At 61.8% G+C, this 14,332-nt stretch carries 16 protein-coding genes and 1 pseudogene; 2 read left to right on the forward strand and 15 right to left on the reverse strand.

Annotated elements, in window-relative coordinates; translation table 11 throughout:
- Positions 1 to 82 precede the first annotated feature (82 nt).
- The gene (locus AAFO90_RS16535) at positions 83 to 445 is read left to right on the forward strand and encodes a DOPA 4,5-dioxygenase family protein (protein WP_274833487.1); all 363 of its coding nucleotides are present in this window, start codon (positions 83 to 85) and stop codon (positions 443 to 445) included.
- A gap of 201 nt (positions 446 to 646) precedes the next feature.
- Here AAFO90_RS16535 and AAFO90_RS16540 read toward each other — a convergent pair whose 3' ends face one another.
- The 9 genes from AAFO90_RS16540 to yajC all read right to left on the reverse strand — a co-directional run bounded on the left by AAFO90_RS16540 (position 647) and on the right by yajC (position 6,929).
- Positions 647 to 1,186, reverse strand: coding sequence for a DsbE family thiol:disulfide interchange protein (locus tag AAFO90_RS16540; protein ID WP_347510073.1), 540 nt, complete (start codon positions 1,184 to 1,186; stop codon positions 647 to 649).
- Positions 1,179 to 1,340 (reverse strand): heme exporter protein CcmD, encoded by a 162-nt coding sequence (gene ccmD, locus AAFO90_RS16545; protein WP_065270465.1) that lies wholly within the window; start codon positions 1,338 to 1,340, stop codon positions 1,179 to 1,181. Before ccmD ends, AAFO90_RS16540 begins: the two co-directional genes overlap by 8 nt.
- Positions 1,337 to 2,068, reverse strand: coding sequence for a heme ABC transporter permease (locus tag AAFO90_RS16550; RefSeq protein WP_065270466.1), 732 nt, complete (start codon positions 2,066 to 2,068; stop codon positions 1,337 to 1,339). Before AAFO90_RS16550 ends, ccmD begins: the two co-directional genes overlap by 4 nt.
- Before the next feature lie 82 nt (positions 2,069 to 2,150).
- Positions 2,151 to 2,807, reverse strand: a complete 657-nt coding sequence (ccmB, locus tag AAFO90_RS16555) for a heme exporter protein CcmB (RefSeq protein WP_274829130.1) — start codon at positions 2,805 to 2,807, stop codon at positions 2,151 to 2,153.
- Positions 2,804 to 3,421, reverse strand: a complete 618-nt coding sequence (gene ccmA, locus AAFO90_RS16560) for a heme ABC exporter ATP-binding protein CcmA (RefSeq protein WP_347510074.1) — start codon at positions 3,419 to 3,421, stop codon at positions 2,804 to 2,806. Before ccmA ends, ccmB begins: the two co-directional genes overlap by 4 nt.
- 58 nt (positions 3,422 to 3,479) lie before the next feature.
- Entirely contained in the window at positions 3,480 to 3,833 is a 354-nt protein-coding gene (locus AAFO90_RS16565) for an Mth938-like domain-containing protein (RefSeq protein ID WP_065270469.1), read from the reverse strand.
- A gap of 115 nt (positions 3,834 to 3,948) precedes the next feature.
- Complete coding sequence (gene secF, locus AAFO90_RS16570) at positions 3,949 to 4,917, reverse strand: protein translocase subunit SecF (protein WP_065270470.1); 969 nt, start codon at positions 4,915 to 4,917, stop codon at positions 3,949 to 3,951.
- Position 4,918: 1 nt separating this feature from the next.
- A complete protein-coding gene (gene secD, locus AAFO90_RS16575) occupies positions 4,919 to 6,580 on the reverse strand; it encodes a protein translocase subunit SecD (protein ID WP_274829125.1) in 1,662 nt (553 codons plus the stop codon).
- A 34-nt stretch (positions 6,581 to 6,614) separates the two neighbouring features.
- The gene (yajC, locus tag AAFO90_RS16580) at positions 6,615 to 6,929 is read right to left on the reverse strand and encodes a preprotein translocase subunit YajC (protein ID WP_116560284.1); all 315 of its coding nucleotides are present in this window, start codon (positions 6,927 to 6,929) and stop codon (positions 6,615 to 6,617) included.
- A gap of 195 nt (positions 6,930 to 7,124) precedes the next feature.
- Between yajC and serS the strand changes: the two genes are divergently transcribed.
- Positions 7,125 to 8,417 carry a serine--tRNA ligase gene (gene serS, locus AAFO90_RS16585; protein WP_347510075.1) on the forward strand — a complete coding sequence of 431 codons (1,293 nt, stop codon included), beginning with the start codon at positions 7,125 to 7,127 and terminating at the stop codon, positions 8,415 to 8,417.
- Positions 8,418 to 8,512: 95 nt separating this feature from the next.
- Here serS and AAFO90_RS16590 read toward each other — a convergent pair whose 3' ends face one another.
- From AAFO90_RS16590 to AAFO90_RS16615, 6 genes and pseudogenes are all read right to left on the reverse strand, one after another.
- On the reverse strand, positions 8,513 to 9,175 hold the full coding sequence (locus tag AAFO90_RS16590; protein ID WP_347510076.1) for a helix-hairpin-helix domain-containing protein: 663 nt from the start codon (positions 9,173 to 9,175) through the stop codon (positions 8,513 to 8,515).
- Between the two features lie 89 nt (positions 9,176 to 9,264).
- Positions 9,265 to 10,218 carry a fatty acid desaturase gene (locus tag AAFO90_RS16595; protein ID WP_274833472.1) on the reverse strand — a complete coding sequence of 318 codons (954 nt, stop codon included), beginning with the start codon at positions 10,216 to 10,218 and terminating at the stop codon, positions 9,265 to 9,267.
- Positions 10,219 to 10,462: 244 nt separating this feature from the next.
- A complete protein-coding gene (der, locus tag AAFO90_RS16600; RefSeq protein ID WP_347510077.1) occupies positions 10,463 to 11,929 on the reverse strand; it encodes a ribosome biogenesis GTPase Der in 1,467 nt (488 codons plus the stop codon).
- Between the two features lie 74 nt (positions 11,930 to 12,003).
- Positions 12,004 to 13,326, reverse strand: a complete 1,323-nt coding sequence (locus AAFO90_RS16605) for a PQQ-binding-like beta-propeller repeat protein (RefSeq protein WP_347510078.1) — start codon at positions 13,324 to 13,326, stop codon at positions 12,004 to 12,006.
- A 53-nt stretch (positions 13,327 to 13,379) separates the two neighbouring features.
- Positions 13,380 to 14,051 carry a hypothetical protein gene (locus tag AAFO90_RS16610; RefSeq protein WP_347510079.1) on the reverse strand — a complete coding sequence of 224 codons (672 nt, stop codon included), beginning with the start codon at positions 14,049 to 14,051 and terminating at the stop codon, positions 13,380 to 13,382.
- 172 nt (positions 14,052 to 14,223) lie between these two features.
- Positions 14,224 to 14,332: pseudogene (locus AAFO90_RS16615) on the reverse strand (IS5/IS1182 family transposase); the annotation flags it as partial.

Consider the following 14,332-nt stretch of genomic DNA (forward strand, 5'->3'; position numbering starts at 1 on the left):
CAAAAGGCGGCCCCCCGGGGTCGCCTTTTCTGTTAGAGGCCTTACCGAGAATAGCAAAAGAATAAGGGAGGAGGATCAGAGCATGACTGACACGACGAAGATAGGTCTGAAGGAGACTGGCTGCATCACCGGCTATCACGCCCATGTCTATTTCGACGCCGACACGGTGGAGCAGGCGCTGGTCCTGTGCCAACGCGCGGCAGAGATCTTTGGCGTCAAGATGGGCCGCGTCCATGACAAGCTGGTCGGCCCGCACCCGATGTGGTCCTGTCAGCTAGCCGCCGATCCGGAACAGTTTGCGCAGCTGCTGCCCTGGCTGGCACTGAACCGGGACGGGCTGATTGTCTTTGCCCACCCCGAAACCGGCGATGAGCTGGCCGATCACCGTGATCATGGCATCTGGCTGGGCACCGGGCTGGAGCTGGATCTGTCCCTGTTTGCCTAAAATCAGAGCGCGATGGCGCGGGACAAGGCCGCCAGGCCGCCGCGTATCGCCGACGCGCCCTCATGCGACGGCGATTTGGCTACGGAACAGCTCCTCGGGTACCTTCTACGGATGTGGCAAAGATAAACTGCCGAGCAGAAACACGGGGTTCGCCGCCCCGCGCATCGGCGATACCCGGCCTTTGGGGACAGATCCGAAAATCTACTGACCAGCCGCCTTTTCCATCGCGGGGCGCAGCGTCTTTTCAACGACTGAGCTAGTCAGCGGCCCTGCAAAGCGCAGCACAATCTTGCCCTCACCATCGATCACATAGGTCTCGGGCACGCCATAAAGGCCCCAGTCGATCGCCATGCGGCCCTTTTCGTCCCGGCCAATGGCGGTATAGGGATCGCCCAGCTCGTTGAGGAAGGCCTCGGCGTTGTCCTGCTGGTCCTTGTAATTGACCCCGTAGATCGGCACGCCCTCGGCCGAGAGCGCCTCCAGCGTCGGGTGTTCGGCGCGGCAGGGCGCGCACCAGCTGGCCCAGTAGTTGACCAGTTTCACCGTGCCATCGCGCAGGGTCGCATCGTCAAACGACGGCTTGCTTGCAAAATCATCCAGCACCACCGGCGGTGCTGTCTGGCCTTCGCGGGCAGATGGCAGGCTTTCGGGATCCTCGCGGAACATGCCTACCAGCGCCAGACCGACAAAACCGGCGAACACCACCACGGGCACCGCCATCAAAGGAGAGATCTTAGCCATTGCGCTTCACCCGGTTCTGCTCCAGCCGCTCCATCTCGGCGCGCACGCGGCGGCCACGCCACAGGGTGACGGCCACCAGAAGAACCAGCAGCAGAATCGACGCCGCGTAGGACGACAAGACAGTCTCCGAATATTTCCCCAGATCAGGCATCATGTGTCCAGTTTTTCCCGTGCCATCAGCGCCCGGATACGGCGGGCGCGAATTTCAGTTCCGGTGCGGTAGAACACCATTGCGAGAAAGAAAACCCCGAAGCCCAGCATGCAGACATAAAGCGGGTTGGAGAAAGCGTCCGCGACGTTTTCTTTCTTATCAAGGCTGAGCGAGGCGCCCTGATGCAGACCCTGGTTCCAGAAGTTCACCGCATAGCGGCTGAGCACCGCAAAGACCGAGCCGACAAGACACAGGATCGAGGTGAGATCCGCTGCCGTGTCCGGATCCTCAATCGCCTCCCAAAGGGCGATATAGCCAAGGTAGAACAGGAACAGGACAAGGAAGGAGGTCAGCCGTGGATCCCAGGCCCACCAGGTGCCCCACATCGGCTGCCCCCAGATCGCCCCGGTCACCAGCGCGATCAGCGTCATCACGATGCCTACCGGCGCGGCGGCACGGGCCGCAAGGGCGCTGACGTGGTGACGGCGCACCAGCCAGATCAGCGAGGCGACAAGCATCATGAACCAGGCGTTGATCGCCATCAGCGCCGAGGGCACGTGCAGGAAGATAATCTTGACGGTGGAGCCCTGACGATAATCGTCCGGTGTGAAGAAGAAACCCCAGATCAGCCCCACGGCCATCAGCAGGCCCGAGATCATCCACAGCGCGGGCATCACCCGCTCGGTGGTGGTCAGGAATTTCTTCGGATTGGCGTATTCCCAAATCGACATGGTGGCTATCTTGTTCCCCGCTCCCAAAGTTTCAAGTCTCTGTTCCCTGCTCTTTCGTCGCAGCTCTTCCGCAGCATCCCGGTCAGCGCAGATTGATACGCAAGACCGCGGCGCTGGCAAAGGGCAGAAGCGCGATCACCGCTGCGGAAATCCCTGCCAGCATCAATAGCGGCGTCTGCACCGCCATGCCCTCGGCCCCGCGCCGGGCCACTTCGGCGCCAAAAATCAGCGTCGGCACGTAAAGCGGCATCACCAAAAGCGACAACAGAAGCCCACCGCGTTTCAGCCCCACGGTTAGCGCCGCGCCAAAGGTGCCAATCACCGACAGGGCTGGCGTGCCCAGAAACAGCGAAATCACCAGCCAAAGGAACCCCGGCCCGGGCAGGTTCAGCAGCACGCCCAGCACCGGCGCCGCCAGCACCAGCGGCAGGCCAGTGGTGATCCAATGTGCCAGCGCCTTAATGGTGACAACAGATTCCAGCGGCAGCGGCGCGGTGGCCAGAAGATCCAGTGAGCCATCCTCCCAATCAAGCGCCAGCAGCCGGTCCAGCGACAACAGGCACGACAGCAGCGCCCCCAGCCACAACACGCCTGGCGCGATCCGGGTCAACAGCTCAGAATTCGGTCCCACGGAAAAGGGCACCATGACCGTCACGATCAGGAAAAACGCCAGCCCAAGGCCAAAGCCGCCCCCGGCCCGCACCGCCAGCCGCAGATCCCGCATCAGAAGAGCGATCATAAAAAGCCCTCGTCAAAATCATCAAGCGCAGGCAGGCGCGCCTTGAAGGGGCCGACATCCAGCACCTCAGCCTCGGCTAGTCCCAGGTCGATATGGGTGGCGATCAATGCCGAACCGCCCTGCCCCAGATGCGCCCGCACCGCATCCGCGAACATGGTGACCGAGCGGGTATCAAGGCTGACGGTCGGCTCGTCCATCACCCAGATCGGGCGCCCTGTCACCAGCATCCGCGACAGGCCCAGACGGCGTTTCTGCCCGGCAGACAGCGCCCCGGCGGGCCGGTCCTGCAAGGCGGTGAGGTCAAAGGCTTCAAGCGCAGGCGTGATGGAGGCAGAACCAAAGACCCGCGCCCAGAATGTCAGGTTCTCCGTCACTGTAAGCGCCGGTTTCAACCCGTCTGAATGAGCCGCATAGGCGATCTGATCCTCGGTGCCGTCGATCTGCCCAGAGAGCGGCGGTTGCAGCCCGGCGATGGTGCGCAACAGCGTTGTCTTGCCGATCCCATTCGGCCCCCGCAGGATCAGGGCACGGCCGGGCATAAGCTGAAAACTCAGCCCTTCCAGAACCGGCAACCCGCCACGGGCAATGCTGAGATCGGTTACATTCAATGTCATGAATAACGGACTATCCCATTGCGGCCCGGCGCAAAAGCCGTATTCCGCCCGGTCCGGTTCACACCGGCAATACGGCCAGGGCGATGCGGCGCCCTTCGGACAGCAGAACGTTATAGGTGCGGCAGGCGGCGGGGGAATTCATCGTCTCCACCCCGATCCCGGCGCCTTCCAGCGCGCGGCGCAGATCTGCCGGGATATGCGCCACTTCGGCGCCGGTGCCGATGAACAGAACGTCAACCTCGTCCGCCAGCGCCAGAAGCGCCTCCTGATCATCATAGCCCCCCCAGGCCACCGTGCCGCGGGTGCCGGTCAGAACGGCGCCGTGATGCACCTCTCCGCCGATGCGAAAGAACCCCTCGCCATAGCCATCCACTGGCACGGCATCGGAATAGGTCACTTCATTCAGGCGCATGAGGCATCTCCCGGGAAACTGATTTGCCACTCTCCTACCACGGGGCAGGATGGGGCAAAAGCAAAAGGCCGCAAGCGATGCCTGCGGCCTTTGGTAGTCATTTGCTGCGCCCGGATCAGGCGTCGATATTGGCGAACTGATTGCCGGTCGGTGTCGATGGTTTCGACCAGTCGCGTTTGACGCCCAGCCAGAGCAGGATGGTCGAGGCCACGAAGACCGACGAATAGGTGCCGACAATGACGCCCCAGATCATCGCAAAGACGAAGCCGCGGATCACATCGCCGCCCAGCACATAAAGCGAGATCAGAGCGATCAGCGTGGTAACCGAGGTCATCATGGTGCGGCTCAGCGTTTCGTTGATCGACAGGTTCAGCACCTCGGCCAGCGACTTCTTCTTGTATCGGCGCAGATTCTCCCGAACCCGGTCGAAGACAACCACGGTATCGTTCAGCGAATAGCCGACGATGGTCAGCAGCGCCGCGATGATCGCCAGGTCGAACTTGATCTGCAATTCCGAGAAGATGCCGATTGTCAGCACCACGTCGTGCACCAGCGCCGCAACGGCCCCCAGCGCGAACTGCCATTCGAACCGCAGCCAGATGTAGACCAGCACCGCACCAATCGCCAGAACCACGGCGATGACGGCTGTCTGCACCAGTTCGCCAGACACCTTGGGGCCCACGGATTCGACCGAAACGAACTTGATACCCGGCGCCACCGCATCCAACGCGGTGTTCAGCGCCTCGATCACATCGCCCGAAATCGCCTCGCCATCCGCCTGGGACTGGATGCGGATCATCGCAACGTGCTGGTCTTCGTCGAAGGTGGGGTCGAACACTTCGGTGATCGAAATATCGCCCAGCTCCAGCGGCGACATAGCATCGCGGTAGACACCAACGTCGATGGCTTCGGTGCTTTCGGTGCGGATCGTGGTACCGCCGCGGAAGTCGATGCCAAAGTTCAACCCCTGAAGCATGAAGGAGGCAAAGCCCACCACCATCATCAGCGCCGAGACGCCCAGCCAGATCTTCCAGCGTTTGAAGAAATCGAAAGAGGTTCCTTCGGGAACAAGTTTCAGCCGCATCTTATACCTCAATCGTTTTCGGACGACGCCGTTCAAACCACATCACGATCATCACCCGGGTCACGAAGATCGCCGTGAACACCGAGGTCATGATGCCAAGGCCCAGCGTGATCGCAAATCCGCGTACCGGTCCGGATCCCATGGCGAACAGGATCACGGCGGTGATGAAGGTGGTGACATTGGCGTCAAGAATGGCGCTCAGCGCCTTGGAGTAGCCTTCGTCGATGGCGCGCGCCGGACCCCGGCCCGCTTTCAACTCTTCGCGGATCCGTTCGAACACCAGCACGTTGGCATCCACCGCCATACCGACGGTCAGCACAATCCCGGCAATACCAGGCAGCGTCAGCGTACCCCCAATCAGGCTGAGTGCGCCAAAGATCAGCGCCACGTTCAGCATCAGCGCCAGATTTGCGAAGATCCCGAAGAGACCATAGGACAGCGTCATGAAGACCAGCACGGCGACAAAGGCAACAATGGTCGCGATCTTGCCCGCGTCGATACTGTCCTGCCCCAGTTCCGGGCCGATGGTGCGTTCTTCGAGGAACTCCAACCCGGCCGGTAGGGCACCTGCCCGCAGCAGAATGGCAAGGTTGGTGCTTTCCTCGATGGTGAAGTTACCGGTGATGATACCGGAGCCACCGGGGATATGCGCCTGAATGACCGGCGCCGAGACAACCTCGTCATCCAATACGATCGCAAAGGGCGAGCCGATGTTTTCCGCCGTGTAGTCTCCGAACTTGCGCGCACCCGATGTATTGAAGCGGAAGGTTACCGCCGGGCGGCCGTTCTGGTCAAAGGACGGCTGCGCATCCACCAGCTCCTCGCCGGTCACCACCGGCGCGGCTTCGACGGTATAGAACACGCCCTCTTCATCCAGCGACGGGATCACCTTGTTGCCGACACCAGCGCGGGCGTCGGCGTCATTGCCGCGTCCCACAACTGGGTTGAACGTTAGCTGCGCGGTGGTGCCGATGATCTCTTTTAGCTCAGAGGCACTGCCGATACCCGGCACCTGGATCAGGATCCGGTCGGCGCCCTGACGCTGAATGGTGGGCTCACGGGTGCCGACCTCATCGATCCGGCGGCGCACGATTTCCAGCGACTGGCGCACCGTGCGGTCATCCGAGGCAAGGCGCTCGGCCTCGCTCAGTTCGATGATGATCACATCACCCTCGGCAGAAACGACAATATCCGTTGCCCCGCCGCCGGTGAGGCTGGTGACCGGACTTGCCAGCCCACGCACCACTTCCAGCGCCCGGGCCATGCCCTCAGGCTGGGAGATCTTGACGCGAATCTGCCCGTCCGGTGCCGGTTGCAGTCGGAAGGTGCCTATGGTGGCCCGCTCGGGGCGCAGTGCATCGCGCACCTCGGGCCAGAGCGCATCCATGCGCGCAGCATAGACATCGGCGACCTTGACCTCGGCCAGCAGATGCGCACCGCCGCGCAGATCAAGGCCCAGGTTGACCAGCCCAGAAGGCATCCATTCGGGCCATTGCCCCGCCTGTTCGAGCCGCTCCGGAGTCTCCCCCTTCATCTCGATCGCGGCGACGGCATCATTGGCCTGTTCGACACGGGTGTAGAACGCATTTGGCAGGGCTAGCAAAAGGCCGGCCACACAGACCAGCCAGATCAGCACCCTCTTCCAGAGATCGATTTGCAGCATTGCCTTGCCTTTTCAGATATTTAAGATCAGAAGCTTACGCTGCCGGCTCGGTCTTGGACAGCACCTGAGCGATGGTCGAGCGCACAACGCGGACCTTGACGCCCTCGGCGACTTCGACTTCGACCTCGTTCTCTTCCTTGATCTTGGCAACCTTGCCGATCAGACCACCCTGGGTCACCACCTGATCGCCGCGGCGCAGGTTCTCGACCATTTTCTGGTGTTCCTTCATCTTCTTCTGCTGCGGGCGGATCAGCAGGAAGTACATGATCGCAAAGATCAGAATGAGCGGGAGAAACTGGCCAATCGTATTTGCGTCCAAGGGGATATTCCTTCTGTCTGGAGAGCCCATGCGGGGCTGCCTTATTTTGCAGGCGAACCTATGCGCTGGTCTGGGCAGTTGCAAGGCAAAGGCGGTGCGACGATGTGCAGATTCCGCCTTGCAACACCCTTATACAAACCCCGTTGTGCCCTCTTCCTCTTTGGCTGCGGCTCGGGCATAGGTTTGGCACTGATTCAACGTCGTCTCTTATACAGGAGCCACCCCATGCACGACATCCGCGCGATCCGCGAAAATCCTGCCGCTTTTGACGCCGCTCTGGCGCGGCGTGGGGATGCGGCTGTGTCCTCTGAGGTGCTGGCCCTGGACGAGGCGCGCCGGGCCAAGATCCAGGCCGCCGAAGAAGCACAGGCCGCCCAGAACAAGGCCGCCAAGGCCATCGGCGCAGCCAAAGCCAAGGGCGACGAGGAAGAGTTCGAACGCCTGCGCAGCGAAGTTGCAGGCAAGAAGGCCGAGGTTGCCGCGCTGCAGACCGAAGCCAAGGAGCTCGACGCCAAGCTGACCGACATGCTGGCCCGCCTGCCCAACAACCCGGCCGAGGATGTGCCGGATGGGGCTGACGAGGACGACAACGTCGAGGTCAACCGCTGGGGCACGCCCGCGGAATTCGATTTCACCGCCAAGGAACATTTTGAGATCACCAGCGTCGCAACAGCCATGGACTTTGAGACCGCCGCCAAGGTTTCTGGCTCGCGCTTTGTCTTCCTGAAAGGCGCAGTAGCACGCATTCACCGGGCGCTGGCACAGTTCATGATCGACACCCACGTCGATGAGAATGGCCTGACCGAGGTGAACTCCCCTGTTCTGGTGCGCGACGAAGCAATGTATGGCACCGACAAGCTGCCGAAATTCGGCGAGGACAGCTATCAGACCACCAATGGCTGGTGGCTGGTGCCGACCTCCGAGGTGCCGCTGACCTATTCCGTGGCCGAGGATGTGCTCGATGCCGACGCGCTGCCGATCCGCATGACCTCGCATACCCTGTGCTTCCGCTCCGAAGCGGGCTCCGCGGGCCGCGACACCTCGGGCATGCTGCGCCAGCACCAATTCGAAAAGGTCGAAATGGTTTCGGTCACCCACCCTGACGACTCCGACGCCGAGCAGAAACGCATGCTGCGTTGCGCCGAGGGGTTGCTGGAGAAGCTGGGCGTACCCTATCGCACCGTGATTCTGTGCACCGGCGACATGGGCTTTGGCGCGCGCCGCACCTATGACATCGAAGCCTGGCTGCCCGGCCAGAATGCCTATCGCGAGATTTCCTCGGTCTCGACCACCGGCGATTTCCAGGCCCGCCGCATGAACGCGCGTTTCCGCCCCGAAGGCGGTGGCAAGCCCGAATTCGTGCACACCCTGAATGGATCGGGCCTGGCGGTGGGCCGTTGCCTGATCGCGGTTCTGGAAAACGGCCAGCAGGCGGATGGATCGGTCAAACTGCCTGAGGCGCTGGCGCCCTACCTCGGCGGCAAGCTGACCCTGACGGCACAGGGCGTACTGGCCTGAGCCCAACTCCCCGGACCTGAAAACAAGAAAACCGGCCCCGAAAATGCGGGCCGGTTTTTCTTTGTCGTGCTACGGGCGCGTCGCAGGCGTTTGCTTCAACCCTTTGTCTTCTTGGATTTCTTCGCCTTTGCCGTTTTGTCCTTGGCTGGTTTGGCCTTTTCGGCTTTTGCCTTGCCCGGCTTTTCCTTTCCGGGTTTCTCCTTGGTGGCCTTATCGCTTGCATCCATTTTTCCGCCGCTCTTCTTGCGGGCCAGGATGGCTTCAGCCTTGGCCTTTTCCCGCTCGATCGCCTTACGCGCCTTGGCCTTCACGCGTTTGGCCTTTTCCTTGGCCTTCACGCGCGCTTCGGCCATTTCCAGCGCCAGCGCCTCGGCCTTCTTGGCGGCCTTGCGCGCCTTGATCTTGGCCTTGGCAGCTTTTTCCTCGGCCGCGAGCCGGGCCGCCTCGGCGGCGGCGAGCGCGGCGTTCAGCTGGGTTGCATCCTCAGGCGGGACCTCACGGGTCACCTTCGCCGGCCTTGCGGCAGGGCGCCCGGAGCGCACTGGCGCGGTCGGACGCGGCTGTGCAGGCACAGCCCCGGCCTGCGGTGCAACGGCGGCCTGCTTCAGGCGCGCGGCGCGCGCGGCCCCAATGCCGGGCACCTTGCTCAGATCTTTTTCGCTGATCTCTGCCAGCGCCTCGACCGACGTGATCCCCTGATCCTTCAGCGCCTTTTCCAGCGCGGGACCAACCCCTTTGAGATCCTTGAGAGCCGTCATTTCAATCTTCCTTTTCTTTTCCCGGCAGCTACACGGGCTGCCGGAATGGGCTGCCGTACCTGGCGTGCCCTTAGTATGCAATGCGCGTTTCAGGCCGGAAAGGGCACCAGGCGTTTTTGCTCTTCATCCCACAGTTTCAAGGACAAAGCGCGCAAAGCTTCACCGAATGAGATCCGCCGCAGCGCAAATTCAGGCGGCAGATTATAGTGGCACTTGCGCAGGCGATAGCTGGGGATGCGGGCGTTGAAGTGATGGATGTCGTGCAGGGTAATATTGGCCACGGCAAAATCGAAGAACCAGCCGAAGTCCAGGCAGGAGGACCCCTGCAACGCCGCCTCCTGCGGGTTCAGATCCGGGCGACGATCCCAGTAGGTGTCTTCAAAGTTATGCTGCAGATAGACCAGGAACACCCCGATCATGCCGCCAAGGAACGAGAATGCCAGCCACACCCACAGACCCGTCGGGCCTGCCACGTAATAAAGCAGGGAAATCAGCGCAATGATCACCATGTTATGCAGCAGCACCCCCAGAATGCCGAACTTGGTGGTGTTCTTGGGCCAGCGGTAGCGAATGAAATAGGTAAAGGCCGATCCCACCGGCACCAGCACCAAGGGGTTGCGGTAAAGCCGATACGTCAGCCGCTCCCAGAACCCCGCCTCCTTCCATTCGCGCAGGGTCATCGTGTGTATTTCGCCGGTTTCCCGGTGTTCCAGATTGCCGATATTGGCATGGTGCAGGTTGTGGTTCTGCTTCATCACCTCGAACGGCGCAAAGGTGAAAGGCGACAGGACGTGGCCCGCGATTTCGTTTTGCCTGCGGGTTTCGAACAGCGAATGGTGCCCGGTATCATGCTGCAGCACATAAAGCCGCACCGCCGCAAAGGCAAAGATCACCCCTGCAGGAATCAGGATATACCACCGCTCGACATAGGCGATGGCCAAGTAGAGGGATAGAAAGTAGACCGCGAAGGTGCCGAAATAACTCATTGCCGCCAGGCGGTTATCTTTCTTTGTATATTCACGCGTGTAAGTTCTCAGGTCCATGAGACTTCCCTTAAATACGCTCTGTGACGCCGGCGTAAAATCTCCGGGCGCTTGACGTTTAAAAACTCCATTGGCTGGGAAGATCAGAAAATCGGCTGACGCCCTGCCAATGCCATTTAATGTTAATGGCTTGGCAACGGATTTCAACGTGTGAAAAGGACCGGCCCGCAGATGCGAACCGGTCCAGCAAAAATTTTGGTCTTTGGCCTAGGGTGCGCAAGCCCGTGGGGGGCAGCGCCTGGGATCAGTCCCGGCGCCCTTCCAGGTGTTTGCGCAGCTTCGAGGGCGCGGCTTTCTTGCGGCCCTTGTAGGGGTTCTTGTCGGCCTGCCCGCGCATATAAAGCCGGATCGGCGTGCCGGGCATGTCGAAATCCTCGCGCAGTCCATTCACCAGATAACGGGTATAGCTGGCCGGGATTTTGTCCGGATGGGAACACATCACCACGAACCCCGGCGGGCGCGTCTTGGCTTGGGTCATATAGCGCAGCTTGATCCGCTTGCCCTGCGGCGCAGGCGGCGGGTGCTGCTCCAGCATGCCAGTCAGCCAACGGTTCAGCGCCGCGGTGGGCACTCGGCGGTTCCAGACGTCATAGGCGCGCATAATGGCAGCGTGCAGCCGGTCCAGCCCCTTGCCGGTCTTGGCCGACACCGTGACGAGCGGCGCACCGCGCAGCTGCGGCAGCAACCGGGCAAAGGCCTCTTTCAGGTTTTTCAGCTTTTCCTGCTTGTTGTCCTCAATGTCCCATTTGTTGACCGCGACGACAACCGCACGCCCTTCCCGCTCGGCCAGATCGGCGATCCGCAGGTCCTGCTGTTCAAAGGGAATGTCCGCATCGAGAAGCACCACCACGACCTCGGCGAATTTCACCGCGCGCAGCCCGTCCGATACGGACAGTTTTTCCAGCTTTTCCTGAACCTTGGCTTTTTTGCGCATACCGGCGGTGTCAAAGACCCGCATCGGCGTGCCTGCCCAGTCGATCTTCAGTGAGATCGCATCGCGGGTAATCCCCGCCTCGGGGCCGGTCAGCAGGCGATCCTCACCAAGGATCTTGTTGATCAGGGTCGATTTGCCCGCGTTGGGACGGCCGACGACAGCCACCTGCAGCGGCTTGTCCATCGTTGGCTGAGGGACCTCGTACTCGGCATCCTCGTCGTCCAGATCTTCGTCCACAGACACGTCCGTCAGCGGAGCATTGTCCTGCGCGGTCTTTTCAAAACGTTCCGAAATCGGCAGCAGTTGCGAATAGAGATCATTCAGACCCTCGCCATGCTCGCCGGACAGTCGGATCGGCTCACCGAGGCCTAGGCCATAGGCTTCCAAAACCCCCGCATCGGCCGCAGAGCCTTCGGATTTGTTTGCCGCCAGAATGACATGCGCGGATTTCTTGCGCAGGATATCGGCAAACATCTCGTCCACCGGGGTCACACCCGTGCGCGCATCAATCATGAACAAGCAGACATCCGCCATATCCACCGCCCGTTCGGTCAGGCGGCGCATGCGCCCTTCGAGCGAGTTGTCGGTGGCATCCTCAAGGCCGGCGGTGTCGATGACGGTAAACCGCAGATCGCCAAGGCGGGCCTCACCTTCGCGCAGGTCACGGGTGACCCCCGGCTGGTCATCGACCAAGGCCAGTTTCTTGCCGACAAGGCGGTTGAACAGGGTGGACTTGCCCACATTCGGACGGCCCACGATAGCGAGGGTAAAAGACATCGGACCCAACTTTTTGCGATTCAGACGCGCCCCATAGCGCATCTGCTGTCTTACGGCCAGAGCCGATCGACGCTTTAACGGAAGGCGAGAAGCTCCCCTTTCGAGGAAACCACATAAAGGGTCTTGCCCGCAACAACCGGCGCGGTCGTCGCGCCGCCGGGGGCCTCGATGCTGCGCGCCAGGCTGCCGTCACGGGGATCGAACATGCGAATCTGACCATCGTTGGAGGTGATGATCACCTGACCACCTGCCAGCACCGGACCATAATGGGCCACCACTGCGCCGCGTTTAGAAGGCTTGTCCTTCAGATAGCCCGGCAGATCCACAGCCCAGATCACCTCTCCGCTGGAGGCATCCAGACGCAGGAGCTGGTTGCTGTCGCTGATCTGGAACAGGCTGCCTCCCGCAGGCCAAACCGGCCCGATGGCCCCTTCCTGTGCCGTCCAGATGCGATCGCCATTGTTGGTGTCGATCGCCACGGTGCGGCCCGAATGGTTCCCCACGAAGGCACGGTTTCCGACCACCACTGGCGCACCGGTGACATCGCTGATCCGCGCCAGCGTGGTGCCGACGCGCTGCCCCGCCACCGAGGCGTTCCAGCGGCGCACACCGCCACGGCGGAAACTTGCGACCAGATCGCCGGAGCCAAAGGCAAAGATGACGTAATCCCCGGCAATCACTGGCGACGGGGCGCCCAGCACGTTCGAGGGGCTCGGAACGCCTTCGACCTGCCATGCGATGCGGCCGTCCGAGGTGTTGACGGCCCAGCCGGTATCATCCCCGGCCACCAGATAGACCAGCCCGTCACGCACCATCGGTTCGCCCGATCCGGTGGCTTCCAGTTTTTGACGCCAGATCTGTTTGCCGGTGCTGGCCTCCAGCGCGGTCAGAACGCCAAAACCGGAGGAGATGTAAAGAACACCCTTGTCATAGGCCATGCCGCCGCCGGTGGCCTGGCCTTCGCCTTCGCGGGCGGGAATCAGATCGCTTTGCCATAGAAGCTGACCGGAGGGAGAGACCGCGCTGACGCGGGCCGCGCTGTCCAGCGTGTAGATACGCCCATCAGCCACAACGGGGCGGGCCGTGATGCGCTGGCGGCGGCTGTCGCCCTCGCCGATGGAAACGGCCCACTGCAATTGCGGCGCCGTCGACAGCGCCGGATGCGCGGTGCGCTGCGCCGGAAGCCCGTGCGTCTGCGCCCAGGAAGCGTTGACGGTCTGGCTGGGCAGGGAAATTGGCCGCGACTGGTTGACCACCTCGATATTGGCATCGGGACGGATGTCTTCGCGCTGCCCTTGCAGGATCACCTCGGGTTCGGCGCAGGCGGCCAGAACCAGAGCCATCGCGCTGCCGCAAAAAAGCGCCCGCGCGCGAGAAATGGATTTAGCTGCCGTCATTGCCCTGCCCCGCAATTCGTTTCCCTCTCCGCGCACATTCCGCGCGGCGCCTTTTAACCTTCCGGCGCGTCTGCCGCGTCCGGTTTTCCACCAAGTGCTACAATCACTTGAGTTGCACGGTCTTGCAAGTCCCGGCTGACAGTCGCATCCGCCGTAATCGCCTGCAGACGCGCGATTGCGGCCTCGGTCTCACCGGCTTCGATGTCCAGCAGTGCAAGTTGCTCGGACGCCAGCAGCGACAAAGGTGCACCGGGCTGTGCCAAGGCCTCGTATTGCAGGCGGCGCTCTTCAAGGCTCAGCGTCTCTGCCTGCAGGGCCAGCGCCTTGAAGCTGGCGATGTGACGGTAAACCAGCGGCAGTTCGCCATCGGTGGCGACTTCACTGAGGACCGCAACGGCGGTCTCGGCATCCTCGGCTTCGGCCAGGGCGCCTGCGCGCATCATCTTGGCCACGGCAGCGCCGGTTTCCTCCCCTGCAGCCACCGGGGCCAGGGCTTCGGCGCGGTCTGCGGGTTCATCAGCTGCCAGCGCGGCAATCATGCCATCGCCAAGCGCCTGCGCTGCGGCGAGTTCCTGCGCCTTGGAATATTCGCGATAGGCGGCACCGCCCACGATGACCACCACGGCCAGGCCACCGATCCAGCCATAGCGTTTCAGCATCAGGAACAGGCGGTCCCGGCGCACCTCTTCGGTCACCTCTTCGATAAAGCTGTCGGTGTCGCTCATGAAAATGTCCCCGATATGCCCGGTCTGTGCCGGAAAATTGTCTCACGTGACGCCTCTCTTAACGCGCCTTCGGGTACAAGCCAAGAGCCGCAATATCCGGCAATCCGGGCGCAAGCCTGAAACAATGGGTAAAAATATGAAATGAACTGCTTTGTTTAGGGTCTGTGGACATTCATCGTGAGGCGATGATGGCAGCCGCGAGATGCCAATTGGCGGCGTAGCTGGACGTTGTCTTTTCGTAGCGGGTCGCTATGGCTCTGAATTCCTTGATCTTTGCGAAG

It is taken from the genome of Phaeobacter sp. CAU 1743 (genome assembly GCF_039839315.1).
GTDB lineage: Bacteria > Pseudomonadota > Alphaproteobacteria > Rhodobacterales > Rhodobacteraceae > Phycobacter > Phycobacter gallaeciensis_A.